19 protein-coding genes and 2 pseudogenes are annotated in these 23,786 nt (G+C 67.8%); 12 read left to right on the top strand and 9 right to left on the bottom strand.

What is annotated here, in order from left to right; all coding sequences use genetic code 11:
* Positions 1-211: 211 nt before the first annotated feature.
* On the bottom strand, positions 212-421 hold the full coding sequence (locus OG766_RS36585; RefSeq protein WP_164494633.1) for a hypothetical protein: 210 nt from the start codon (positions 419-421) through the stop codon (positions 212-214).
* A 123-nt stretch (positions 422-544) separates the two neighbouring features.
* Between OG766_RS36585 and OG766_RS36580 the strand changes: the two genes are divergently transcribed.
* Positions 545-3,466, top strand: a complete 2,922-nt coding sequence (locus tag OG766_RS36580; protein WP_328724180.1) for an NACHT domain-containing protein — start codon at positions 545-547, stop codon at positions 3,464-3,466.
* 297 nt (positions 3,467-3,763) lie between these two features.
* Here the strand turns inward: OG766_RS36580 and OG766_RS36575 are convergent, their stop codons facing one another.
* A complete protein-coding gene (locus tag OG766_RS36575; RefSeq protein WP_328724181.1) occupies positions 3,764-3,997 on the bottom strand; it encodes a hypothetical protein in 234 nt (77 codons plus the stop codon).
* 234 nt (positions 3,998-4,231) lie between these two features.
* A complete protein-coding gene (locus OG766_RS36570) occupies positions 4,232-4,732 on the bottom strand; it encodes a hypothetical protein (RefSeq protein ID WP_328727584.1) in 501 nt (166 codons plus the stop codon).
* A 591-nt stretch (positions 4,733-5,323) separates the two neighbouring features.
* On the opposite strand from OG766_RS36570, the gene OG766_RS36565 reads away from it, so the two are divergent.
* Positions 5,324-5,575 (top strand): hypothetical protein, encoded by a 252-nt coding sequence (locus OG766_RS36565; RefSeq protein WP_328727593.1) that lies wholly within the window; start codon positions 5,324-5,326, stop codon positions 5,573-5,575.
* Here the strand turns inward: OG766_RS36565 and OG766_RS36560 are convergent.
* The 3 genes and pseudogenes from OG766_RS36560 to OG766_RS36555 form a co-directional block, all read right to left on the bottom strand.
* A pseudogene (locus tag OG766_RS36560) lies at positions 5,496-6,163 on the bottom strand (GNAT family N-acetyltransferase). The gene OG766_RS36565 and the pseudogene OG766_RS36560 sit on opposite strands and share 80 nt — an antisense overlap.
* Before the next feature lie 399 nt (positions 6,164-6,562).
* The gene (locus OG766_RS36845) at positions 6,563-6,763 is read right to left on the bottom strand and encodes a sigma factor-like helix-turn-helix DNA-binding protein (RefSeq protein WP_423247153.1); all 201 of its coding nucleotides are present in this window, start codon (positions 6,761-6,763) and stop codon (positions 6,563-6,565) included.
* A 1,059-nt stretch (positions 6,764-7,822) separates the two neighbouring features.
* The gene (locus tag OG766_RS36555; RefSeq protein ID WP_328727402.1) at positions 7,823-8,593 is read right to left on the bottom strand and encodes an SDR family NAD(P)-dependent oxidoreductase; all 771 of its coding nucleotides are present in this window, start codon (positions 8,591-8,593) and stop codon (positions 7,823-7,825) included.
* Between the two features lie 528 nt (positions 8,594-9,121).
* Between OG766_RS36555 and OG766_RS36550 the strand changes: the two genes are divergently transcribed.
* From OG766_RS36550 to OG766_RS36530, 5 genes and pseudogenes are all read left to right on the top strand, one after another.
* Positions 9,122-9,736 carry a TetR/AcrR family transcriptional regulator gene (locus OG766_RS36550; RefSeq protein ID WP_328727401.1) on the top strand — a complete coding sequence of 205 codons (615 nt, stop codon included), beginning with the start codon at positions 9,122-9,124 and terminating at the stop codon, positions 9,734-9,736.
* Between the two features lie 236 nt (positions 9,737-9,972).
* The gene (wrbA, locus tag OG766_RS36545) at positions 9,973-10,578 is read left to right on the top strand and encodes an NAD(P)H:quinone oxidoreductase (RefSeq protein WP_328727400.1); all 606 of its coding nucleotides are present in this window, start codon (positions 9,973-9,975) and stop codon (positions 10,576-10,578) included.
* 24 nt (positions 10,579-10,602) lie between these two features.
* A pseudogene (locus tag OG766_RS36540) lies at positions 10,603-11,445 on the top strand (IS701 family transposase); the annotation flags it as partial.
* Between the two features lie 49 nt (positions 11,446-11,494).
* On the top strand, positions 11,495-12,682 hold the full coding sequence (locus OG766_RS36535; RefSeq protein ID WP_328727399.1) for an LLM class flavin-dependent oxidoreductase: 1,188 nt from the start codon (positions 11,495-11,497) through the stop codon (positions 12,680-12,682).
* Positions 12,683-12,685: 3 nt separating this feature from the next.
* Entirely contained in the window at positions 12,686-13,402 is a 717-nt protein-coding gene (locus tag OG766_RS36530; protein ID WP_328727398.1) for a CE1759 family FMN reductase, read from the top strand.
* Positions 13,403-14,376: 974 nt separating this feature from the next.
* Here the strand turns inward: OG766_RS36530 and OG766_RS36525 are convergent.
* Positions 14,377-15,330, bottom strand: coding sequence for a LysR family transcriptional regulator (locus tag OG766_RS36525; protein WP_328727397.1), 954 nt, complete (start codon positions 15,328-15,330; stop codon positions 14,377-14,379).
* Positions 15,331-15,698: 368 nt separating this feature from the next.
* Between OG766_RS36525 and OG766_RS36520 the strand changes: the two genes are divergently transcribed.
* The 5 genes from OG766_RS36520 (at position 15,699) to ilvD (ending at position 21,208) form a co-directional block, all read left to right on the top strand.
* On the top strand, positions 15,699-17,021 hold the full coding sequence (locus OG766_RS36520) for an epoxide hydrolase family protein (protein ID WP_328727396.1): 1,323 nt from the start codon (positions 15,699-15,701) through the stop codon (positions 17,019-17,021).
* 243 nt (positions 17,022-17,264) lie between these two features.
* Positions 17,265-17,543 (top strand): Sec-independent protein translocase subunit TatA, encoded by a 279-nt coding sequence (gene tatA / locus OG766_RS36515; protein ID WP_328727395.1) that lies wholly within the window; start codon positions 17,265-17,267, stop codon positions 17,541-17,543.
* A 95-nt stretch (positions 17,544-17,638) separates the two neighbouring features.
* Complete coding sequence (gene tatC, locus OG766_RS36510; RefSeq protein ID WP_328727583.1) at positions 17,639-18,466, top strand: twin-arginine translocase subunit TatC; 828 nt, start codon at positions 17,639-17,641, stop codon at positions 18,464-18,466.
* Between the two features lie 24 nt (positions 18,467-18,490).
* Positions 18,491-18,826: a Sec-independent protein translocase protein TatB gene (gene tatB / locus OG766_RS36505; protein ID WP_328727394.1), complete on the top strand. Its 336-nt coding sequence runs from the start codon at positions 18,491-18,493 to the stop codon at positions 18,824-18,826.
* 654 nt (positions 18,827-19,480) lie between these two features.
* Complete coding sequence (ilvD, locus tag OG766_RS36500) at positions 19,481-21,208, top strand: dihydroxy-acid dehydratase (RefSeq protein ID WP_328727393.1); 1,728 nt, start codon at positions 19,481-19,483, stop codon at positions 21,206-21,208.
* A 403-nt stretch (positions 21,209-21,611) separates the two neighbouring features.
* Here ilvD and OG766_RS36495 read toward each other — a convergent pair whose 3' ends face one another.
* Together OG766_RS36495 and OG766_RS36490 are read right to left on the bottom strand one after the other, a co-directional pair.
* A complete protein-coding gene (locus OG766_RS36495; protein ID WP_328727392.1) occupies positions 21,612-22,760 on the bottom strand; it encodes a hypothetical protein in 1,149 nt (382 codons plus the stop codon).
* The gene (locus OG766_RS36490) at positions 22,757-23,695 is read right to left on the bottom strand and encodes an SDR family oxidoreductase (RefSeq protein WP_328727391.1); all 939 of its coding nucleotides are present in this window, start codon (positions 23,693-23,695) and stop codon (positions 22,757-22,759) included. Before OG766_RS36490 ends, OG766_RS36495 begins: the two co-directional genes overlap by 4 nt.
* Between the last annotated feature and the right edge of the window lie 91 nt (positions 23,696-23,786).

Raw genomic sequence — 23,786 nt, 5'->3', positions numbered from 1 at the left:
CCGAGGGGCGGTGTCCGTTCCAGACAGCTGCCACACGACCAGGTGGCAACCACACCGAACACACCCCACAGGCCCGCGCACCTATGGATAATCCCTGTCCTGTAGTCGACGCCCTGACACTGGCCGGGCCCCAGCGCCGAGCAGTAACAGCGCCCGCCACGGGCGGGCGCCGTGCTCTCGCCTGCAGGTAGTAGGACAAAGCATCCTTGGTTCACAGCACCGCGAGGACGAAGGTCAGCAGCGCCAGGGACAGGGTGGCACTGCCCGCAAAGGCCACGGCACCGCGCAGCAGAGCGGTGGCATAGGTGGCTCCGTCGATGCGAGCGAGCAGACCGGCCGCTGCTCCTACGAGCGTGCAGAAGAGACCGACGACGGCCAGAAGCAGGGCCAGCAGGATCAGGTGAATGGATGAGGTGTTCATGCCTTCTTCCCAGGACAAACGACGACGGGGACATCGGCGAATTTCGCGGTTCTGGTGTTCACCGGGGTTCAGGGCGAACAAAGATGAACGAAGACGGTCGCCTGGGAGACGGAGAAGCAGGACATGGGGGACGTGTACGAGGATCCGCTGGCGGAACTCGCGCTACGGCTACGCACCCTCAGGGCGCAGCGGGGTCTGCAGATGGGTGGGCTGCAGCAGCGGACCGGGCTAGGGCGGACAACGATTAGCCAGGCGCTGAACGGCCAAGTGGTGCCCTCCGAGGCCACGCTGATGGCCCTGGCGAAGGCGATGGGCACGGGTGTGGAGCCATTGCTGGCCCTTCGCGAAGCCGCTGCCCGAGTACCGCAGGTGTACCAGGGCTCTCCAAGGAGAGTCACCCGCAGGCCGGTGGGGCCCAAAGTGCAGCCCTCGTTCGAGGAGCGGTACCTCAGCTACGTGACGGAACGGCATTCCCAGCTGACCGTCGTAGGGCTGGACCTGAGCCGGCCGGAACGTGCGCGCTGGCCGCTGGACGCGGCGTACTTGAGCTTGGAACTGGCGGAGCGGGCGGAAGATTGGCCTGCAGGCAGTGAGGAATCGAACCGGCCATCCGTCGTGGTGAAGCGTGCCGAACACGCGTTGGCCGACTGCCGACGCGTGCTTCTGCGAGGGCTCGCCGGCAGCGGAAAGACAACGCTGCTGCAGTGGCTGGCTGTCGCTACGGCGCGCGATGAGCTGCCGGCAGAACTGGCGGACTGGAGGGGGCAGATTCCGTTCACCCTGCCGCTGCGGACGCTGGTGAGGCGTGGGCCCCTTCCAGAGCCGCAGGATTTCCTCTCTGCGGTCGGCACCCCCCTGGCCGCCTCACAACCTGAAGGCTGGGCCGATGCCGTACTCGCCAGGGGGGAAGCACTCGTCCTGGTCGACGGAATCGACGAGGTTCCTCAAGAGCACCGAGGCGCCACCCGGGACTGGCTCGAGCGGCTCTTGGCGGCCTACGGGGACGCACGCTTCGTGGTCACCACGCGTCCGTCCGCTGTACCCGAAGGCTGGCTGGCTTCGTCGCGCTTCACCGAACTGTCAGTACAACCTATGAGTGCCGCTGACATTGGACTCTTCGTCGGCCGGTGGCATACCGCCGCCCGGCACAGTGCAGCAATCGACGCCGAACGGTCACAGCTGCATGATCTCGAAGCAGCGCTCCAGGTGACAGTGCGTGCTCAGCGTGACCTGGCGCAGTTGTCCAGCACACCCCTGATGTGCGCGTTGATCTGCGCGCTGCACCGGGACCGCCGCGGTCACCTGCCCCACAGCCGCATGGAGTTGTATGAGGCAGCACTGTCGATGCTTCTAGTGCGCCGTGACCTTGAACGCAGTATCGATGTCCCGGAAGGCATTCAGCTCACCGAACACCAGAGCGTCCAGTTGCTGCAGCGCCTGGCCTACTGGCTAATCCGCAACCGCCAGACCGAGATGGAACGGACTACCGCGACAGCCCTGGTCGACGACGCTCTGCCAGCTATGCCGACTGTGGCCGAGCAGGGCACAGCCGACCAGGTCCTGACGCATCTGGTCGGCCGCAGCGGGCTGCTGCGCAAGCCCACCATGGACACCATCGACTTCGTCCACCGCACCTTCCAGGACTATCTCGGGGCAAAAGCCGCCATCGAGGCCCACGACTTTCCGCTGCTGGTCAACAATGCCCATGACGACCAGTGGGAGGACGTCATACGCATGGCCGTCGCCCACGCCAGGCCTGTTGAAAGCGCAGATCTGCTACGCCGCCTCATTGAACGCGGTGATGCTGAGAACGAGCACCGGCCCAGGCTGCACCTCCTGGCGGCCGCCAGCATGCACTACGCCACCGAAGTCGCCCCTGACACGCGCCATAAGGTCACGGCGCGCGCCGCAGCCCTGATGCCGCCCCGCACTATCCAGGAAGCAAACACCCTGTCCGCGCTGGGTCCCGGCATTCTGGACCTACTGCCACCCACCGCCGACGGACTGCCCGAAGACGAGATCATTGCCGTGTTCCGCACTGCCGCAGCCATGGGCGGCGACCAAGCTTATGCGTACCTGCAACATTTCGTCCCGACTGTCGCCCCCTCGGTGCCGCGCCACGAACTGATGCTGGGCTGGACCAACTTTGAGGCAGCCGATTACGCCCGCGACATCCTCCGCCTTGTCCGGGATCGCCTGCATCTCACCGTCGGGACTCGTGCGCAGTTTGACGCTCTCCCGCTGCTGACACCGATCGAACTCATCTCGTTCGAGCTGGCACTCACCCCGTCAGAGATCCTCGAGCATCTTTCCCCGGAACACACCACATCCCTATCCCTCCGGCGCATGGAGGAGCCCTCGCTGCACAGTCTGTCGTTCGTTCGGTCTCTGGCCGCGCTGCGCTCGTTGGCTCTTGGCCCCTCAACACCCGTCGACGGCCTACACCATCTCGCCGGACTGCCCCTGCAGGAGCTGAACCTGCTGGACCTGCCTGAGAGTTTCTCCTTCCAGGCGCTCAACAATCTCCCACAGCTGCGTGAACTGCTGCTCTATACCGTCCTGCCGTGGAGAACGCTGCATACCCTGCCCGCCTCGCCAACTCTCACAAGGCTTTGGCTCGGCGGCCAGATAGAGGCCTCCATCACCGGCATCACCCAGTGGGCCATGCTCGAAGACGTTGTCGTCAACCATGTCATGGACGCAGTGGAATGGGCCGAGCTCGCGGAGCTGCCTCAGCTGACCAGCCTTCAGGTCACCGACGCCGACTTCGCAAACGCCCCCCTCATGGCCACCGTCAATCGTCTCGGGCTCTCTGTGTCTCGGTCCGACATCCCCCTCGACCTGATCCCGGACCGGTTTCCGAATCTTGAGCAGCTAAGGATCAACGCTCTCGCAGACGTTGCCTACGATCTAGCCCTTCTCCAGTCCCTTATGAACGTGGAGATCCGCCTCTACAACGCCGATCGCATCTCGCTCACCGGTCTGGAGGGGTTCGCTCCGGAACGATTCACGCTCTTCCCCCGTCCACGGCCCAACCAGACGTGACCGTCAGCCGCCGCCGAACGCCACTACGCCACCGCGCAGCGGGCAGCCGCCAGTGCCGACGATCCCGTGGTCGGAGCGAACGCCCTGGCGTTCCGGACCCCTTCCACAACTTGAGAAAGGGGGGCGGCGAAGAGGAGTAGGCGAGGCTACTAGCGTCCTCCCCCGCTCACCGAGCTGCTGCCGAAGCTGCGCCCGTACCGGGAGGCCCCGGTCGGGTGGCCGGTGCACTGCGCGAGGGAGGACCGAGGAGTCCTAGCGTGGCCCTTCCCGGCAGTCAGCGCTGGGGCGTTCGCGCCCCTACGCGCTGAAGTGTCCGCCGGCCGCTGGGGTGGACTGGGCTGCGGTGGCCGAGGGTGAGGACTCGGCGGCGGGCTCCGGCTCCGGCTCATCGACCACCGGCGCGACGTCGACGGCCGTGAGTACAGCCTCCGCCTCGGCGACTACGGCCTCCTCCGTCGCGGGCGCGGCCTCGGAGGTCACGACCGTGGCCTGGGAAGCGGCGACGGCGCGGCGGTCGCGGTAGTCCTTCAAGACCTTCCACCCAGCCACCGGCACGCCGACGGCAAGGGCACCGAGAATGAAGGCTCGCCGCTGGCCTAGCCGCCGCCCGAGCTGGACGTAGGCCGCCCGTAGGGCATCAGGGCCTCCTAGCTTGCGTGCCTCCGCGCTGAGTTCCGAGTAGTCCCACACCGCGCTCCCCCTCACCTTTCGCTGCTGTCCAGTAACGGCCTGATCATCCCAGGGCCAAGCTGACTCGGGGGCGGATCAGGACAACCGGCCTACCGGACCCTGGATCTGAGGGCGGGGCGTTGTCGAAGCTGCGACCGCACTCTCACCGGCGGCCCCCGCTCCCTGGCACACGCGGGCGTAGCGCAGCGCGGCGAGGGTGTAAGGCAGGTGGTGTTCGGCGGCGTCGCGTAGCCCCACCGCCTGGTCGTCGTCGACCGGGGCCGCCGGCGACGTCGCCGCTGGGTCGGCGGCCGGAGCCGGGGCCGGGTCGGGCGCCGCCGTGGTCGGCGTGGTGCTCCAGGCGTCGGCAAGCGAGTCCGCGGGCACGGCAGCGGGCTGAGTGTCGGACGTGGGCGGCTTCTGCATCCGCACCGGGCTGGCCTGCGCGGGAAGGGCTGCGGGGTTCGGGCCGTCGGCGGCCTTCTTGCCGCTGGTGGCCCACTCGCGGGCTTCGGTCTCGGTGAAGAACAGCACGTGGGTCTCGCCGGCCGAAGGCCGCACCTGGCGCGGCTGGCACCACCACGTCACCCTCGTCACCGCCGTTCAGGCATTCCTCACCCTCAGGCGGCTCGACCCAAAAGTCCGCACACCGGCCTGACCCTCTACCAGGTCCTCGACGTTCTCCAGGACCTGCTGAGGTGCTGGACCGGTACCTGCACCACCTGCGGACGCCCCCTGCCCCGCCCCCGGAGCAGCCACAGACAGCCCACAACCTAACGAAGCACTACTAGGCTCCACGGCCCCTTGGACGGGACGTCCTTCACCTGCTCGCACCAGGTGCCGTCGGTCTCCTCGATCAGGAACTCAATCCCGGCGCCCGTCCGGCCCGGAGGCTCCAGACGGATCCTCGACGCCCGCCCCCGCAGGAGATCTGCCACCCGCAGCGCGGTCCACCAGTCCTCGTACCGGTTTCCCGCCTTATCCGCAGCCCCACCCGACAGCCCCATCCAACATCACTTCCCCAGGACACGACAGCAGGCTTCTCATCGCCAGCAAACCCCAGCAACCCGCGACGTTATCGCCGCCGACAGACACCCGCACGCGCCAGACCGCAGGTGTCAAAAGCATGACTTAACAGCAGGTCACCCCCACAACAAACATCCCTGCCACCCACACAACGTCTAGATAATGGACACGGCGCAGTGCGACAGTGTGTTCTTTGCCAACGTGCGCGGCTCGATGCCGAACCCGGAACGGTTCAGATCTGCTGGAGACTCACGTTCATTCATGGAGGCGGCACTGGCCGGATACACGGGCGCGCTGGTCGTCGTCACGCACGACCGGCGGCTGCGGGCCTCCTTCACCGGCTCCCGGCTGGAACTCGTCCGCGGATCAGCGCTGTTTCACCGCGCGCAGGACGACGAACTTCGGATCGGCTGACCACGCTGGTCCTGCCGACCTGACGGCCGGCAGGACCAGCAGCATCACAGCTCCGTTCAGCAGCGAATATGAACATGTCACGGCGCTCGCGCCCGACCTGCTGCCACCCCCGCAGCAGCCCTTCACGTTGGAACCCCACTCGCTCGGCAGTGCGCACGGAAGCCGTGTTCCACGGCTGCACATACGGCTCAAGACGGGGAATCCGCAGATCACGCAAGGCCCAGCCTGCCACTGCACCGACCGCGGCCGCGGCGGCACCCGACCACGCGCCGACTTGACGACCCAGTAGCCGAGCGAAGCACGGCCCTGCCCCAGGTCATGGAGCCAAAGCCCCACGTTCCCGACCGGCCGACCGTCAGAGCTCACGATGACGAACGGGTACCCAGCCCTCATGGTCGCCCGGCCCCACTGCCGCTCGACGAACGCGACACCTGCCGACTCGGAATAGAGCGAGGGCACCGTCGTGATCAACGGGATGTAATCATCCTCCGACGCCTCACGGACAAGCTGAAGGTCCGACATGCGCCACGGGCGAAGCGTGAGCCCACCACCAGCAGCAAGTTCAGGCACGTCAAGCGGTTGCTCCATCTGCCCATCGTGCCGAGGCCCGAGACCGGCCGCACTCAAATACTCGAGCACGCTCCACGCTCGCACTCCTTCCCAGCTGGAACTGGAGCGACGAGCAACGCTCGGCCCGGTGACGTCATTCCGCGTGAACATCCGCGGGCCCGCTGATCACCAACCGCTGTTGAAACTCGCCGACAACGCTGTCGCTGAACGTGAACGAAGCCACCGGTCAGTTCACCAAGAAGCAGCCGTAGTCGACCATCGGCCCCGCCAGCATCGGCCCTCGACCAATCCACAACTCGACACGGAGATCAACTCGCGAAACGTGCCGGGATCGGCGGCCCCGCTCTGGCAGGGGCTTATCGAGGCGTGCCAAGCACTCTCGGCAACAACTGCTGGCAGCGAGCCCCGGGGCGGTCGTCAGTCGAGCAAGCCGCGTCGGCGTGCGGCGTCGGTGAGCAGCCGGAGCAAACGTTGTCGTCCGTGGTGCAACCGGGATGCCGCGGTGCTTGGGGAGATGCCCAGGACATCGGCTATCTCCGCGGGAGAGAAGTCTTCGACGTCAGCCAGGTACACAACCATTGCCAACTCTCGCGGGAGTTGCCGAAGCGTGGCCCTCACATCACGGTCGGGTAGCCGGTCCAGGGCCTGCGCTCTAAGCGTCTGGGGAACAGGGAACCTCGGGTGTTGTTCTCCCCGCAATCGGCAGCTGGCTCGTCCTGTCGAAAAGTCAGAGCTCGGCGGGCACTGCCGCTCGCCACAGGCGCCGAGCGCGGTGTCGGCCAGGATCCGAAGCAGCCAAACCTTGAGGCTGGTCCTCTCGGCGAACGATCCGAACGCGTCGAAGGCCGAAGATACGTCTGCTGAACCAGGTTGTCTGTGTCGGCGCGGTCACATGTCATCTGCGTCGCGGCTACGTACAACCGGTCGAGGAACGGCATGGTCTCGTGCTCGAACCGTACGAGCTCGGTGATGAAGGTTGTCGGTGGGCTTCGGCGGCCACTCTCGCCGTTTCCCACGCCCGTATGCCGTTCCCGGTCGGGACGGCCACTACCGGAGAGGGCTCGGCTCACGTCTGCTGCCTCGAGAAAGTGCGCACTGCGGGGCGGCGATGCCGCCCTTGTCCGGGAAGTTACAGGTCCCGCAGGCGTTCGGACGCTGCTCCTCCACGGTGCCGGGCATTCGCGTAGTTGGCGATTACCGGCCGGCACGGGAAGTCGATGGGCTGAGGTATCGATGAGGGCATGGCGTTTTCCAGAACTGAAATGGATCTTCCGGCGCAGCGGAAGGAGGACTGGGGGAATTTGCGTCACCGGGCGGTGAGGCGACGGCGAAGTGATGGCCTGTTCCTATGTTCCGGCGCCATCTCATGATGGGTACGGACTCCCGCTTCGGTAATCTGCTGCATGACCTAGTTTCCGAAGGGGAGATGTCGTTCTTACTAGGTAACCTGACGTGGTTGCTTCCGGTCAAGCGTCACGGCAAGTGCTGATCGCTCGCCATGTAGGCCCGGGACCGGGCCTACATGGCGGAGGTGATTGCCGATTGGGCCGAGGGCAATCAGCGAACCTTCCCGCGTCTGCTGCGACGGTTTGACCATCGGCGTCGCGACCCGTCAGGGCACAGGCCCTGCGACGGTGGGCAGGCGCCGCAAGGGTGCGCGGCGCTCACGCGGGCGAATCAGCGGTTGGTGTAGCCAGCATCCACGGGGAGGGTCACACCGGTGACGTAAGAGGACAGGTCGGACGCGAGCCACAGACTCGCCTGTGCGATTTCCCGGCCCTGCCCCAAGCGGTTGAGAAGACTCATCTTGGGAGTCAATTCCTCCATGGTCATGCCCTTCGCGTCGAGTGAAGCACGGAGCATCGGGGTGTCGATGGCGCCCGGCGCAACGGCGTTGACCCGGATGCCGTGCTGCCCGTTCTCGATCGCCGCCACCTTTGTCATGCCGACGACGGCGGCCTTGGCCGCCGCGTAGGCAACGTCGCCACCCTGCGGTCGGAAGGCGCTGGTCGACGCGATGTTGATGATTGATCCGCGCCCACCCTGCTTGATCATCTGTCGCAGTTCGTACTTCAGGGTGAGTGCCGTGCCCTTCAGGTCAATCGCCATGAGCCGATCCCAGTAGCCCTCGTCGAAGTCTGCAACCGGCAGCTTGTCCGGAGCGATCGCGGCGTTGTTGACCGCCACGTCCAAGCGCCCAAAACGCTGAACTGCTTGGTCGATCATTGCCTGCACCTGCTGCGAGTCCGAGATGTCGACCTTGACGAAGAAGGCCTCTCCCCCCGACTGCTGGATCGCGTCGGCCACCGAGCGGCCCTGCTCCTCATTGAAATCAGCAATGACGACCCGCGCGCCGGCTTCAGCGAAGAGCCTCGCGGTTTCCTCCCCCATGCCGCCGGCCGCGCCCGTCACGAGGGCCACCTTGTCGGCCAGTACCTGAAATGTCATCGTTCACTCCTAAAGTGATTCACCGCCGCTCAGCGAAGCGACGGGGTATGTTTGCGTCGGCCGATCGGATCGGACGGGCGTCAGGTTGGACAAAAATGCCTGCGGGATTGCATTTCCGCACTCGAGGCTGCGCGGCGCAGAGAGACTCAACAATCTCCAACTCCGCACCTGTGCGCTGCGGCGTCGCTCGCGCACGCGAAGCGTTGACAGCCTGCGCATTCCCGCTTCGACGTCACCGCCCACCACTTACATGGCGGACCATCAAACCCACTTCGCCGACGAAGCGACCAGACGGTTCACGCCCCTCCCTCCAGCGCCGCAAGAGCCCTCGGATGCCGCGACAGCGAGCGCGGCCGTACTAGCGCACGCCCGCGGCCAGCCGCGCCGCGATCGTCGCCAGACGCTCGCGACCTTGGCGCTCATGACGAGGCCCCTTCCCAGGGAGAGGTAAGCGGATATCTATCCGCTTGAGACCCGAGTAAAGCGGATGACTATCCGTTTAGCAAGTGGGTTCGGTAACCTCATGGGATGGGAGACAAGCGCGGCCCAGGCCGCATCGAACTGGCAGTCACCGGGCAGCCCCCGGCCGAGCGCGCGGACGCCGCGCGCAACCGGGAGAAGATCCTCGATGCGGCCGCGCGGCTCCTGGCCGAGCATGGGCCCGACGCCATCACCATGAACGCCGTGGCCCAGGCCGCCGGCATCGGCGTGGGCACGGTCTACCGCCGCTTCGGCGATGTCGCACAACTGCTGATGGCGCTGCTCGACGACCGCGAACGGCAGTTCCAGGCGCGGTTCCTCAGCGGCCCCGCCCCGCTCGGGCCGGGCGCACCGCCCGCCGACCGGCTGCGCGCCTTCCTCCACGCCTTCGTCGACTACATCGCCGACCAGCAGACTCTGATGTCCGCCGTGGAGGCCGCCTCACCGTCCGCGCGCTTCACCAGCGGTCCATACCTGGCCATGCACACGCATGTGTCGATGCTCTTGCGCCAGGTGCGGCCCGATGCGAACGCGGCCGTCCTCGCCCATCTACTGCTCGCACCGTTCGCACCCAGCCTGTTCCGCCATCTCACGGCCGAGAAGGGAGCGACCCCAGAGCAAATCAAGGCAGGCCTCGATCAGCTCCTGGGTCAACAGCCGTGAAGGCAAATCGCCGATGGCCTCGCCGTGGAGCACGGCTGTTCGGCATCGTCGTTGCGCGCGGCGTCGGCGCGCTCGTCCGGGGGGCCGCCAGTTCGATGCGACCTGGGCCGCGCTTGTCAGCCATCCCGTGAGGTTACCGAACCCACTTGCCAAGCGGATAGCTATCCGGTTTACTCGGTCGCACCGGAACAACCGGATTGGTATCCGCTTATCTCTCCCTGGGAAGGGGCCTCATCATGAACGCCAAGGTCGCTGTCATCTACTACTCCTCGACCGGAAACGTGCACCACCTCGCCAAGGCCGTCGCCGAAGGCGCGGAGAAGACCGGCGCCGAGGTGCGGCTGCGCCGCGTGCCGGAGCTGGCCCCGGACGCGGCCATCGACGCCAATCCGGCGTGGCGTGAGCACGTCGAGGCCACGAAGGACGTCGAGGTCGCCACGCTCGACGACCTGACGTGGGCGGACGCGTACGCGCTGGGCTCGCCCACGCGCTTCGGCAACATCGCGGCGCAGCTGAAGCAGTACCTCGACACCACGGGCGGGCTGTGGCAGCAGGGCGTCATGGCCGACAAGCCGGCCACCGGCTTCACCAGCGCCCACAACGCGCACGGCGGCAACGAGTCCACGCTGCTCGCCCTCTACAACACGCTCCACCACTGGGGCTCGATCATCGTCTCACCGGGCTTCACCAACCCGGTGGTGTACGGCGCGGGCGGCAACCCCTACGGCACCTCGCACGCCGGCGGCGCCGGCGCCCCCGGCAACGAGACCCTCGAGGCCGCGCGCTACCAGGGCGAGCGCCTGGCGACGATCGCGGCGCGGCTGGCCGCGGGCACGCGCTAGTTCTCGCCTACATGCATCGCCGCGCCGCCTGAGAACTGCCGAACGATTGCGGAGTGGGCTGCGGAGGCCACGCCGCACGGCATGCAGCGCCTGTTCAGCCGGGCGACCTGGGACGCGGACGACGTCCGCGACTACGTCGTCGAACACCTTCGCAACGACCAGGCCATTCCGATGGTCGGCGAGACCGGGACCTGACGAAGGGCGCCTGCACGGTCGCTGAACGCCCAGGTCGCGGCCCACCTCGTCTACGCCGCGCAGGAGTCGGGCACGCCGCGGTGGGCCGTGAGCTGCACATCCCCCGCTCCTGAGCTGAGGACCCGGACAGCTGCCGGCGGGCGGGGCTGGATGAGGACACCTCCTTGGCAGCCAAACCGGAACTCGCGGCCCGGATGATCCGGATGTCGGACAGGGCCGGATGGGCGGCGGGCGCGAGGTCTACGGTGTCACCCGCACCTGCGTGCCGTCCTGGAAGCTCGCGAAGTGGGCTACGTCCTCGCCGTGTCCTGTTCGACGGAGGTCATCACCAGTGCCGGGAAGGTCCGGGCCGACACCCTGGCGGAAGATCCCCAAGCGGGCCTGGCAGAGGCTGTCGGCCGGGCCCGGGGCCAAAGGACAGCGCTGGTACGACTGGGCTGTGGTCAGCCTTGCCGACCCGGCCCCAGCAGCCGCCAGCTGCTGATCCTCCGCAACCGCGCCACCAGCGAACCCGCCTATTACCGCTGCTGGTCACCCGAACCCGTGCCCCCGGCCACGCTGGAGAGGGTCGCCGGATCCAGATGGCGCGTGAAGGACACCTTCCAGACCGGGAAGGGGCCGGCCGGACTCGACGAGCGCCAGGTCCTCCGCTCCCCCTCCTGGGCCCGTTGGGCTTGGACTCCTGAACCACCGATCCCACCGTCGAGAAAGACGAATCACCATGGAATTCGGCATCTTCGGAGCCGGCGACGTCACCCGCGACCCGGTCACCGGCCGCACCCCCACCGAGGCGGAGCGCATCGACACAATCGTGCGCACGGCCAAACGCGCGGAGGAGGTGGGTCTGGACGTCTTCGCCATCGGCGAGCACCACAACCCGCCGTTCGTCCCCTCCTCGCCGACCACCCTCCTCGGGCACATCGCGGCGATCACCGAGCGGATCACGCTCAGCACCTCGGTCACCCTCATCACGACCAACGACCCGGTGCGCATCGCCGAGGAGTACGCGATGCTCCAGCACCTCGCCAAGGGCCGGGTCGACCTGATGCTCGGCCGCGGCAACACCGTCCCGGTCTACCCGTGGTTCGGCCAGGACATCCGCAAGGGTGTGCAGCTCGCACTGGAGAACTACAACCTGCTGCACCGGCTCTGGCGCGAGGACGTGGTCGACTGGGAGGGGAACTTCCGTTCCGCACTGCAGGGGTTCACCTCGACCCCGCGCCCGCTCGACGACGTCCCGCCGTTCGTCTGGCACGGCTCCATCCGCACACCCGAGATCGCCGAGCAGGCCGCCTACTACGGCAACGGCTTCTTCGCCAACAACATCCTCGCCCCCCACGGGCACTTCGAACGACTCGTCGCCTTCTACCGGCAGCGCTACGCCCACCACGGGCACGGAACCCCGGAACAGGCGATCGTCGGACTCGGCGGCCACGTCTACATCGCCAAGAAGTCACAGGACGCGGTCAAGGCGTTCCGCCCCTACTTCAACGGCTTTCCCATGTTCAGCGGCAACTCGCTCGAGGAGTACATGAAGCTCACACCGCTCTCCGTCGGCAGCCCGCAGGAAGTCATCGACAAGACCATGACCTTCCGAGAGCGCTTCGGCGACTACCAGCGCCAGCTGTGGAACGTCGACGGTATGGGCCTTCCCGTCGAAGCCGCTCTCGAGCAGATCGAGCTCCTCGGCACCGAGGTCGTCCCCGTGCTCCGCAAGGAGATGGCCGCACTCCGCGCGCCCGGCGTCCCCGAGGCCCCCACCCACGCGAGCCTGGTCAAGGCGAAGTACGGCGACGCGCAGCCCCGCCGGCCCCGCCCGAACCCCAACCGCGGCGACAACGTCACCGGCGCCTCGCCCTACCAGGACAGCGACCCCGCCTTCGCGGCCCGCTACCCGCAGGTCGGCTGACCCATGGCCGACACCACACGCCCATCGGACAGCCCCCTCACCCTCGTGGTCGTCAGCGGGGGAACCAGCGACCCCTCCTCGTCCCGGCTGCTCGCCGACCGCATCGCGCACAAGACCGTCACCTCGCTTCGCGAACAAGGACACGCCGCAGCAACCCACGTCATCGAACTCGGCCCGCTCGCCGTCGACATCGCGCAGGCAATCGTCTCCGGGCACCCCGGCGAGCGCCTCCAGCCGGCGATCCGGGACCTCGCTGCCGCGGACGGCCTGATCGCCGCCACCCCGGTCTACACCGCCGGTGTGAGCGGCCTGTTCAAGTCGTTCTTCGACATTCTCGACACCGACCTCATCGTCGCGAAACCAGCCCTGCTGTCCGCGACGGCCGGCAGTAGCCGTCACGCACTGGTCGTCGAAGACCAGCTCCGCCCCCTGTTCGCCTACCTGCGCGCACTCACCGTCCCGACATCGGTCTTCGCCGCACCCGAGGACTGGAGCGCGCCAACGCTCGGACAGCGCATCGACCGCGCGACAACCGAACTCACGGCTCTGATGGCCAGCGGGGTCGGCCACACCATCGCCGACCGCGCCTGGTCCGGCTATCGGCACACCTTCGGCGGAAACGCAACCCGTGCCGAACACACCATCGCCGCCGTCGACTTCGACACACCGCTTATGAGACTCGCCACCGGCGGCGCCCCCGCCCGGGAGAGCGACACCTGACCCGAGTCGAGGGTGAAGCCCGGATTCGCCCAGCTCTTCCAACGATTCGGACGTCAGCTCCACCGCCCGGAAACGACGCGGTCGACACCGAGATCAAACTTGTCGGCACCGTGCACAACATAAACAAGATCTTCCGCCTGAAGGCCCAGACCAGCCCCTGACGACTGGAGGCAAGCAGCTGTGCGACAGCCTCACCGAGCGTCGAAAACGCAGCACTCAACCTCGCCGCTCTGGTGAAGCGGCACGTCGCCGGGAGTGGCCCGGAGACGGCAAACGGACGCGGAGCCGACCGTAAGACCCCGCCTCGCGGGGCAGGTGGCAGTGAAGCGTCTACCCCGCAGCGATCCTCCCGGGATCAAGCGAGACGGGGACCTTCGCCCAGTAATGGGCGAATCACTGACATTCGTTGAAACTCAGTGAACGGTCGACCAGCAGGACCGCGGTGCGGCGGGGGTCGTAGGTCTCGGTCATGGCTTCTCCTTGGATCGGGATGGGGGCGAGTCAATCTGGATGACTGGCGGCGGATCAGGCGCCGGAGCCTGGCCCGGAACCTGATCCGGGCACTTCGGCCGCCATGGCCTGCCGACCGGGGCGACGTCCGGTGTCCCCCGGGGGGCACGACGGCTGGGCTGCGGACGGCGGGTCCCGAGACAGCGGCCAGTAGCGCCAGCGGTTGAAAGACACAAGCTAGACCGCCCCGGAGCAGAGTCCGCCGCTTCAGGGGGCCCGCAATCACCACATCCCGCGGCACCTACCGCGCCCGCACCCAGCCGGTCTCACCACCGTAAAAACGTCATCACCGCGGCAGGACTTGCCCGCAACACCATCCCCCAGCACCCGCGCCATGAACCCGGAACAACGCAGCCACCAGGACAAGTACCCGGCAAAAGAGGAAAGCCGCGACCGGGAGCACCCATCTATGTGCTGTTCAGTGGGTGCGCCGGACGCCTCGCCGCGCAAGCGCGACGGCGCCGTCAGCCGTGGTCCTCCTGCAGGGTCGCCGTGGTTTCGGCTGCTGCCTGCTGCAGGAGCTCCCCGAGGTGGCGGATGTCGGGGCGCCGGGACGTGCCGCTGCGGCTGACGGTGTACACCGTGCGGGTCACGGGGTGCAGGAGGGGATGCAGACTGATCGGCCCCGGCGTCGCGTCCGGGAGAGTCATGCGGGGCAGCAGGGCCGCTCCCGCCCCAGCGGCAACCAACGCCGCCAGCACGGAGAAGTCGCTGCTGCGGGACCGGATGGCCGGAACGAATCCGGCCGCACCGCAGGCCCGCTGGATCATCTCGTAACAGGACGTCTCCGGGCCCGGCGTGAGCCAGGAGCTGTCGGAAAGGCGCGCCAGATCCACGGGCTCACCCGGCCCGATTCCCATGCGGGCGGCGTGATCGGGGTGGAGCGCGAGCAGGACAGGTTCCTCAAGGAGCTTGGCCTGCTCGCACCCGGTGGGGAAGTCCCGCGGCAGAACCGTGTAGCCGTGGACGACGGCCAGATCGACGTCCCGGCGGCGCAACGCCTCCAGGGCCGCGTCGGGCTCCTGCTCGACGAGCTCCAGCATCAGCGAGACGTCGGCCTCTTCCCCCGTACCGAGGATGCGCTTCCAGAGCGGAGCGATCAACGTGCGGGCCGCGGAGGCGAAGGCGGCGACGCGGACGATGCCGTGACCGCCACCCCGGATGGCCTCCAGATCGGACTCGGCGGCCGCCAGATCACTCAGCACGATGTCGGCGTGGGACACCAGCAGCTCACCGACATGGGTCAGGCGCAGGGTACGCCCCTGCTTCTCCACGACAGGCAGCCCCACTTCCCGTTCCAGCGCCGCGAGTTGCTGGGAAATGGCCGGAGCGGTCAGATGCAGCGCCTGCGCCGCGGCCGCGACCGTGCCGTAGGTGGACAGGTAGTGCAGGATCCGGAGTCGTCTCACATCTAGCATGAAGATTTCCTTATGCATCGCCCCTGAATAATCAAGCATAGCCTTCTATCGGGCGAGGGGCCGCGGCCCCACGCTGCGGGCAGCCCGCCCTCCAGGCCCACGGTTCAGACATTCTTCTCAATCTGCCAAGAATAACTAAATGGACCTTTTGTCTCATTTCGCGCACCGTAAGAGAGGTGACGGCGCACATCGGCTCCCGCAGCCTCACCCCTCGCGGACCTGCGGACGCTGACGTGCATCGGCTGCACCGGCAGCCGTGCATCCGCGCCCGTTCACAGGGCCTACCGACACGACGGATCAGCTGTCGTCCGAAAGCCCGCTCGCCCCACCCCTTGCACGGCGAAGTCGTATCCCCCAGGAGGTTCACCATGTCCGAAATGTTCCCGCCGCACTCCCGACGGACATTTCTTTCCACCTCGGCCGCTGCGACGGCCGTCGCGGTCGCGGGTTCCTTCGGCCTGTTCCCCGCCCAGTTGGCCGCAGCAGCCGACAGGGGAGCCGGCCTCCATCCGGCAGCGGACGGGAGCATCCGCAAATTCCGCATCCGCGTCCCGGAGCGGGACCTGGTCGACCTCCGCCGGCGCATCGTGTCCACACGCTGGCCCGAGCACGAGACCGTCGCGGACCACTCGCAGGGCGTGCCGCTCGAGACGATGCAGGAGCTCGCGCGCTACTGGGCGTCGGAGTACGACTGGCGCAAGGTCGAGGCAAAGCTGAACGCCCTGCCGCAGTTCATCACCGAGATCGACGGGCTGGACATCCACTTCATCCACGTCCGCTCGAAGCACGAGAACGCTCTGCCGCTCATCGTCACGCACGGCTGGCCCGGCTCGGTCATCGAGCAACTGAAGATCATCGAACCGCTCACCAACCCCACAGCACACGGCGGAGACGCCTCCGACGCCTTCCATGTGGTGATTCCGTCGATGCCCGGCTACGGGTTCTCGGGCAAGCCGACCACGACCGGCTGGGGCCCCGACCGCATCGCGCGCGCCTGGGCAGTGCTGATGAAGCGCCTGGGATACACAAAGTTTGTGGCCCAGGGCGGCGACTGGGGTGCGCTCATCACGGATCTCATGGCTGTGCAGGCGCCTGCGGGGCTGCTCGGCATTCACTCCAGCCTGCCCGGTGCGGTTCCGCCCGACATCGACAAGGCGATCCGGTCCGGCAACCCGCTGCCCGCCGGTCTCTCCGACGAGGAGAAGCGCGCCTGCGAGCAGCTGGACTTCTTGTACAAGCACATCGGATACGCCCGCATCATGGGGACGCGCCCGCAGACGCTGACCGGGCTGACAGATTCACCCGTCGGCTTGGCGGCCTTCATGCTCGACCACGATGGGCGCAGTCTGGAACTGATCTCCCGGGCCTTCGCCGGACACCCCGGAGGCCTTACGAGGGATGATGTCCTCGACAACATCACGCTCTACTGGCTGACGAACACGGCGATTTCTGCGTCCCGTCTCTACTGGGAGAACAAGTTCCCCATCGTCGCCGCCAAGGGCGTCTCCATCCCGGTCGCCGTGAGCGTCTTCCCCGACGAGATCTACCAGGCCCCCAAGAGCTGGGCCGAGCAGGCATATCCCCACCTCATCCACTACAACAAGCCCGACAAGGGCGGGCACTTCGCGGCCTGGGAACAGCCGAAACTCTTTACAGAAGAGCTTCGCGCGGGCTTCCGGTCGCTCCGCTAGACGACCGTGTCCGCCCGACGGCACATGCCCGCGCTCGGTGGGGCGGCCCAGTGGCTCACCTCCAAGCCGGGCCGCTCGGTCGCCTCGAGCTCGCGGCCACCTCGTCCTCACGGACGTCTGGACGCCGACAAAGCCTTTCGCGTGACAGCGACTTTGCCGCGCAACAGCGCTCCCCTGCCCCTTCCCGTATACCCCACCCCACGACGGAGTGATTCACCGCTCCGGAGACGAAAGGCATACAGCATGTTCGGCAAACTCGGAGCACCCGAGGTCCTGCTCATCCTCGTCGTTCTGGTCCTGCTCTTCGGCGCCAAGCGCCTGCCCGGCATGGCGCGCTCGCTCGGGCAGTCCATGCGCATCCTCAAGAGCGAGACCAAGGCCATGCGCGACCGCGAGGACGAGGCCACCGCCCAAGGCCCCTCCCCCACGCAGGCCGACTCCGCCGGCCAGATCGCTCCGGCGCGCGGGCCGCAGGAGACCACCGCCACGGCCCATTCCCAGGACGCCTTCGCCCCGCGCTGACGCCCAACGGCGCCTGAGGAAGGAACCGAGGTCTGCTCGTGCTCACCGCCATATCCCAAGCCCCCGAGACCGCACGCCAGGCTCCCCAGGGGCACATGCCCCTGGCGGGCCACCTCCGCGAACTGCGCAGCCGCCTGGTGAAGGCGATCGGCGCAGTCATCGTGACGACCGTCGTCGCGGGGCTGTTCTACAAGCAGCTGATCGACCTCGTCATCGCACCCCTACCGGGCTGCACCACCGTGGAGGAGGGCACGACGGCCTCGGGGCGATGCGGTGTCATCGCCACCAACGGCCTGCTCTCGCCCGTCACCCTCGCCCTGAAGGTGTCGCTGACCGCCGGTCTCATCGGCGCGAGCCCCGTCTGGCTCTACCAGCTGTGGGCCTTTCTCGCCCCGGGGCTGCACCGCGGTGAGAAGAAGTACACCCTCGCCTTCCTCGCCACCGGCATCCCCCTCTTCCTGACCGGGGCCGCATTCGCCTACGCCGTCCTGCCCACCACAGCACGGGTACTGATCTCCTTCGCCCCCGACCAGGCCACCAACATCCTGCCCATCGACGACTTCCTCGACCTCGCCACCCGCATGGTCGTCGTCTTCGGACTCTCCTTCGAACTCCCCCTGCTCCTCATCATGCTCAACCTCGCCGGCATCCTCAGCGCCGCCCGCATGACCGGCTGGTGGCGGCACATGCTCATCGGCATCACGGTGTTCGCCGCCATCGCCACACCCAGCAGCGACCCGCTCAGCATGCTCGCACTCGCCGGACCCATCACCGCCCTGTATCTGGCCGCCTGCGCCCTCTCCTGGGCCAACGACCGCCGCCGCGCCCGCAAGAACGCGGCCGGCCTCAGCCCCGACGAGCCCTCGCCGCTCCCCACCCCCCACGAGCCGGACCACAGCCACCCAGCCGACACCCGCTCGTGAACCGCACCGCCCAGGAGGCCACACATGTTCTTCGACATAGGCCCACTCGAGATCCTCACCATCTTCGTGATCGCCATCGTCGTCCTCGGCCCGGACAAACTCCCCAAGGCGATCTCCGAGACATCCGCTCTCCTGCGCAAGGTCCGCTCCTTCTCCGACAGCGCCCAGAACGAGATCCGCCAAGAACTCGGCCCGGAATTCTCCGATCTCCAACCCGGCGACTTCCACCCGCGAGCACTGGCCCAACAAGCACTCTCCAGAGCCGAGGACGAGGCTGACCTGCGCGAGATCACACAATCCCCCAGCCTCAACGGGCAGGCCGATGAGGGAGACAGCCGTCCCCGCCCAATGGCGGTGTAGCGGCTGGTTCGCTCGACGAGCGTGGCGACCGGGAGCAGTGATCCCGCAGCATCTCGCCGAGCGCGACCATCTGGCCAACGGTGGGCCGCATGAGGAACTTGTACGCACGGATCACCCGACCCACCCCCTTCGGCCAATGTGTGATCAACCTAGCGGAGGCCACTGACAACGAAGAGAACTCCGGCGCTTCGCGCCTCCGCACCAAGGATGCGTTCCCCTCCCCGGCTGAAGCCGGGGATACCCACGCAAGATCAAGGATGGCGCTGACGCTGGACGTGCACACGAGCTCGGGTGTGTACGCACTGCTACGGGGAGCCGGCATCTCGATCACCTCGGGCTTGAAGACCGGCTGGGGTCGTAGAGGACATCGTCGAGAAGGTGGCTGCGGTGCGCGGCCCTGCCGCTGAGGCGGCGTTGCTGACGCAATGATGGCGGTCTGTAGTCGTGCGGCTCTTGCAGGAACTGGCCGCAGGCCAGTCGCCGGACACTGCGGCCGGAGCGGTACCCGTTCCCCAGCCGATGCGCGCAAGCCAAGCGTAAGTGCACGTCATGGGCAGTGAAACGACCAATCCGCCGGAAGGATGCCACATTCGCTGCCATCGGCTGGCTTGCTGCGGCGCTGTGATGCGGTGCTGGCCTGCCTGCGGCAGGCTGGTGGACGCCATAAGCCGACGCCTCAAGAACAGGGTGGCTGTCGTGTCTGAGAGAGCGACTGACCGTAAGCCGCGGAGCAGGGATGTCACTGACGGCTATGAGCGTGCGGGTGCGCGAGCGATGCTACGTGCCGTGGGGATGACCGATGCGGACTTTGACAAGCCACAGATCGGGATCGCCTCATCCTGGAACGAGATCACGCCGTGCAATCTGTCGCTGGATCGCCTGGCCCAGGCCGGCAAGGACGGCGTGCGCGAGGCAGACGGCTTCCCGCTGGAGTTCGGCACGATCTCGGTCTCCGACGCCATCTCGATGGGGCACGAGGGGATGCGTGCCTCGCTGGTCAGCCGGGAGGTCATCGCGGACTCGGTGGAGACGGTGATGTTCGCCGAGCGGCTGGACGGCGTGGTGCTGCTGGCGGGATGTGACAAGTCGCTGCCGGGGATGCTCATGGCCGCCGCCCGCCTGGATGTGGCAGCCGTCTTTGTCTACGCGGGCTCGACCCTGCCCGGCCGCCTGCATGGACGGGACCTGACCATCATCGACGCCTTCGAAGGGGTCGGGGCGTGCGCTCTGGGCCGGATCAGCCGAGAGGAACTCGACGCGATCGAGCGGCACGCCTGCCCGGGCGAGGGCGCCTGCGGAGGGATGTACACCGCCAACACCATGGCCAGCGCCGCCGAGGCTCTGGGTATGTCGCTGCCCGCAAGCGCCTCCCCGCCTGCCCCTGACCCGCGCCGCGATGAGCTGGCGCGCCGCTCCGGACAGGCCGTCGTGAAGCTGGTCGACACTGGAGTCACCACGCGGCAGATCATGACCCGCGAGGCGTTCGAGAATGCGATCGCCGTGGTCATGGCGCTGGGCGGCTCGACCAACGCCGTCCTGCACCTGCTCGCGATCGCCCACGAGGCCGGAGTCGACCTGGTCCTCGACGACTTCAACAGGATCGCCGACCGCACCCCGCACCTGGCCGACGTGAAGCCCTTCGGTCGGTACGTGATGACCGACCTGGACCGCATCGGCGGCGTGCCCGTGGTGATGAAGACCCTGCTCGACGCCGGTCTGCTGCATGGGGACTGCCTGACCGTTACCGGCAGGACGGTCGCGGACAACCTGACGGCTGTTGCTCCACCGGAACCAGACGGGAAGGTCATCCACCCGCTGAGCAGTCCGCTACACCCGACCGGCGGGCTGACGATCCTCCATGGCTCCCTCGCCCCCGAGGGCGCGGTCGTCAAGAGCGCCGGCTTCGACTCCCAGGTCTTCGAAGGCACCGCTCGTGTCTTCGACGGCGAGCAAGAGGCCATGGACGCCCTCACCGCAGGCACCTTGCACCCCGGCGACGTCGCCGTCATCCGCTACGAAGGCCCCAAAGGGGGCCCCGGAATGCGGGAGATGCTCGCCGTCACTGGTGCCATCAAAGGCGCCGGTCTGGGCAAAGACCTGCTCCTGCTCACCGACGGGCGCTTCTCCGGCGGCAGCACCGGTTTGTGTGTCGGCCACATCGCCCCCGAAGCAGCCACCGCAGGCCCCATCGCCCTGGTCGCCGACGGCGACCGGATCCGCCTCGACATGCCCTCCCGCCGCCTCGACCTCCTCGTCGACGACGAAGAACTGGCCCGGCGCCGCGCCCACTGGAAACCCCACACCCCGCGCTACACCACCGGCGTCCTTGGCAAATACGCCAAACTCGTCGGATCCCCCGCCTACGGCGCCATCTGCCGCTGAACCTCATGCACTCCTGAGTGCGCTCTCGTGCCATGCCCGAGTCTCACGGCGATGAGGCACACTGAGGCCTTTCGCGCGAAGAGGAAGCAGCAGTCACCTTCTTGGCCCTCACAGAACCGTGCGTAACAGTTCGCCCGTTACACGGCTCTCGTCGTTCTGCTCATCAGACCCCGCATCGCCACGGTGCCTGGCGCCAGTGCGCAAACATCCGGGGGTATCGGCGGGCGATCCCCTGAGGATTCTTGAGGAGCGTCACTCGGGAGACCTCTCGGTGGGACCAAAACCTCCGCGCAGAGGACCAGCCCGGCCTGTGCAAAACGTTCAAGGCGCCCCCGTGGTCGGCGTTCTCGACGAACCCGGTTCGACGCCCTCGGCGGCGATCGTGCGGAGGGTGGGGCGATCGTCACCGGGTCTCTCCTCGGCCGTCCGCGGCCTCGCCCGGGAAGCTGCCGTAGCGCAGTCCGCCGTGCGAGTACGTGGGCCAGACCGGCCACTGCCGCTTCCAGCGGGCGATTTCCGAGGACGGCAGGATCTGCAGCCAGCGCGGGTCCCGGGCGCTGCGGTCGGCGAGCGTCTTCTCCTTGACCATGGAGTCGTACTGATCGAGGGAGTCCTCGAGAGTGTTGGCGTTGGGCACGATCTCGTGGCCGAAGAACCGCGCGTGCCGCCTGACCCCGGGGATCCGGGAGAGCTCGGGCTGCCAGTTGTCGGCCGCCACCCCGTTCTCCGAGGAGACCCAGATGCCGTCGGGGGTGTTGAGCACGAGCGAGTGGTTGCCGTCGGTGTGGCCGGGCGTCCACAGCAGGCTCACGCCGACGCCGAGTTCCACGTCTTCGTCGAAGGCGGCGACGCGGTCCTCGGGCACACCATCCATGCCGCCGTCGACGTACCAGGCCCACTGCATCGGGTGCGGCGAGGCGAAGGTGCCCAGCTCCTTGCGGTGCACCAGCAGGGATGCGCGGGGGAACAGCGGCTCGGGCGGGGTCGGCTGTCCGGGGAGGGGCTTGGAGCTGCCCATGATCAGCCGGACGTCCTGGACGTGCAGGTGGTCGAAGCTGACGTAGTCGACGTCCTGCGGACGCAGACCGCACAGGGGCAGCACCTCCTCGGGCTCGTGGTAGTAGCGGGTGAACACCCGGTCGCTGAGGAAGTCGCCCGCCAGGCGCTTGAGTTGGGCGTAGAAGGGGGCGGTGCTCGACCCGGCGGCGACGGTGGGCTCCCAGACCAAGGTCCTGGGCACTTTGTCGAAGCCGTCGAAGTGCACGACCAGTACCCGGTTGACGATGTTGACGAACGGGTTCGGGCCGATCGCGGCGCCGTGGAAGGCGTACCGGGTAGGGTACGGCGCGGCCGCGATGTCGAAGCTGCGCACCGCGTGGATCCGGCCCTGGCCGCGGAAGCGCTCGCGATAGGCGAGGGCGGCCTCGCGCACGGCCTGGAGCCGGTCGCCCCGTGGCCACACCTTGTGCACGCCCTCGAATTCCGGGATCGTGCGCATGCCGGCGCCGAGGGTGTCACCGGGCGGTGGCTGCTCGGTTCTGGGCGCGCTCATCGTTGGGTCCTCCCCTTGGTTTGTGGGGCGGCGCCGCCGGTTTGTGTCGCGGCGGCGCCGCTGTCGCGCTCGTAGGCGGCGCGTACCGACGGGTCCGTGAGCGCGGCCAGCTGGTCGGGCACGACCAACCGCAGCCACCCCGCCCGGGCCTTGGCCGGCAGCAGCGCGGAGACCCACGGGACCAGACCGATGTGCCGCGGTACGAACACCTCGGGCCGGGGGCGCAGGACCACGCTCAGGACCGTTCGGGCGACGTCCTGCGGGGTCAGACGGCGGGTGGGGCCGGCGCTGGTGCCGACCGCCAGCTCGGTGTCCACGACACCGGGCATGACAAGGGAGACCTGGACACCGCTGCCGCGCAGTTCGGCCCGCACCGCGGAGCTGTAGCCGTGGACGGCGTGCTTGGTGGCGGCGTAGGTGGCCTCGCCCATGGGGGTCACTTTGCTGGCCGCGGACGCAATGTTGACGATGTGTCCGGTGCCGCGGGCGCGCATCCGGGGCGCCGCGAGCTTCATCCCGCGCAGCACCCCGTGCACGTTCACGTCGAACTGGCGGACCGCGGTCTGCTCGGCCTCGTCCGCGAACGGCCCGACCCACATGATCCCGGCGTTGTTGACCAGTACGTCCACGGGCCCGAACCGCTCTTCCGCCCGGTCCAGGAAGGCCGCGAACGACGCGGTGTCCGTGACGTCCAGGGCGAAGCCCGCCGCGTGGCCGTCCGCGGTGCGGCAGATCTCCTCCGCCGCGGTTCGGGCCGCCGCCTCGTCCAGGTCTCCGAGCGCGACCAGGGCGCCGGCCCCCGCCAGGGTGTCCGCGACGGCCCGGCCGATGCCGCGGCCCGCGCCGGTGACCGCGACCACCCGGCCCTCGAGCGGCGATCGGGCCGAGCGGGGCAGCGGTCTTCCCGTCGCACGGCGTACCGACTCCTCTGTCATGACTCTCCGTCCTTGCACGCCTCGTGCGGGCCGCCTGCCAAGCCCCAATCTGACACGGAGCAGTGTCAGATTGGTCGGGCATGCTGTCAAG

The sequence above is a fragment of the Streptomyces sp. NBC_00259 genome, from assembly GCF_036181745.1.
In the GTDB taxonomy this organism is placed as follows: Bacteria; Actinomycetota; Actinomycetes; order Streptomycetales; family Streptomycetaceae; genus Streptomyces; species Streptomyces pratisoli.
Note: the sequence above shows the minus strand (reverse complement) of the source record. Positions and strands in the feature narration are given on the sequence as shown.

Excerpts from the sequence above, each read along its gene's own strand:
- OG766_RS36585 (WP_164494633.1), bottom strand. The coding sequence starts at position 421 with ATGAACACCTCATCCATTCACCTGATCCTGCTGGCCCTGCTTCTGGCC.
- OG766_RS36520 (WP_328727396.1), top strand. The coding sequence starts at position 15,699 with ATGTCCGAAATGTTCCCGCCGCACTCCCGACGGACATTTCTTTCCACC.
- OG766_RS36580 (WP_328724180.1), top strand. The coding sequence starts at position 545 with ATGGGGGACGTGTACGAGGATCCGCTGGCGGAACTCGCGCTACGGCTA.
- wrbA (WP_328727400.1), top strand. The coding sequence starts at position 9,973 with ATGAACGCCAAGGTCGCTGTCATCTACTACTCCTCGACCGGAAACGTG.
- tatB (WP_328727394.1), top strand. The coding sequence starts at position 18,491 with ATGTTCTTCGACATAGGCCCACTCGAGATCCTCACCATCTTCGTGATC.
- tatA (WP_328727395.1), top strand. The coding sequence starts at position 17,265 with ATGTTCGGCAAACTCGGAGCACCCGAGGTCCTGCTCATCCTCGTCGTT.
- OG766_RS36565 (WP_328727593.1), top strand. The coding sequence starts at position 5,324 with ATGGACACGGCGCAGTGCGACAGTGTGTTCTTTGCCAACGTGCGCGGC.
- OG766_RS36525 (WP_328727397.1), bottom strand. The coding sequence starts at position 15,330 with ATGCTAGATGTGAGACGACTCCGGATCCTGCACTACCTGTCCACCTAC.
- OG766_RS36535 (WP_328727399.1), top strand. The coding sequence starts at position 11,495 with ATGGAATTCGGCATCTTCGGAGCCGGCGACGTCACCCGCGACCCGGTC.
- OG766_RS36490 (WP_328727391.1), bottom strand. The coding sequence starts at position 23,695 with ATGACAGAGGAGTCGGTACGCCGTGCGACGGGAAGACCGCTGCCCCGC.
- OG766_RS36550 (WP_328727401.1), top strand. The coding sequence starts at position 9,122 with ATGGGAGACAAGCGCGGCCCAGGCCGCATCGAACTGGCAGTCACCGGG.
- OG766_RS36495 (WP_328727392.1), bottom strand. The coding sequence starts at position 22,760 with ATGAGCGCGCCCAGAACCGAGCAGCCACCGCCCGGTGACACCCTCGGC.
- OG766_RS36555 (WP_328727402.1), bottom strand. The coding sequence starts at position 8,593 with ATGACATTTCAGGTACTGGCCGACAAGGTGGCCCTCGTGACGGGCGCG.
- OG766_RS36530 (WP_328727398.1), top strand. The coding sequence starts at position 12,686 with ATGGCCGACACCACACGCCCATCGGACAGCCCCCTCACCCTCGTGGTC.
- tatC (WP_328727583.1), top strand. The coding sequence starts at position 17,639 with ATGCCCCTGGCGGGCCACCTCCGCGAACTGCGCAGCCGCCTGGTGAAG.